Raw genomic sequence first — 333 nt, 5'->3', positions numbered from 1 at the left:
ATACCAGTCAGTACACATCGTTGACCGCCTTACTGGAAGAATCATTTCAACGCTATGCGACTCGTGATGCCTATTTGTGTATGGGGCAGCGGCTCAGCTATCGTGACCTGAATCTGTTTTCCGCCCGTATTGGCGCCTGGTTGCAAAGCCGTGGCCTGGCACCTGGTGCGCGGGTGGCAGTGATGATGCCCAACGTGCTGCATTACCCTGTGTGTGTGGCTGGTATCCTGCGCGCCGGATATACCGTGGTAAATGTGAATCCACTGTACACGCCGCGTGAACTGGAACATCAGCTCAGCGATTCCGGTGCGGAAGCCATCGTGATATTAGAAA

The 333-nt window shown here is 54.4% G+C and carries 1 protein-coding gene; it reads left to right on the top strand.

What is annotated here, in order from left to right; genetic code table 11:
- Positions 1-333 (top strand): AMP-binding protein (locus KDM89_RS20945; RefSeq protein ID WP_212689758.1); only part of this gene is annotated, 333 nt, incomplete at both ends.

It is taken from the genome of Cognatundibacterium luofuense (assembly GCF_018139685.1).
GTDB lineage: Bacteria > Pseudomonadota > Gammaproteobacteria > Burkholderiales > Burkholderiaceae_D > Undibacterium > Undibacterium luofuense.
This window is presented reverse-complemented; position numbering and strand designations above follow the sequence as displayed.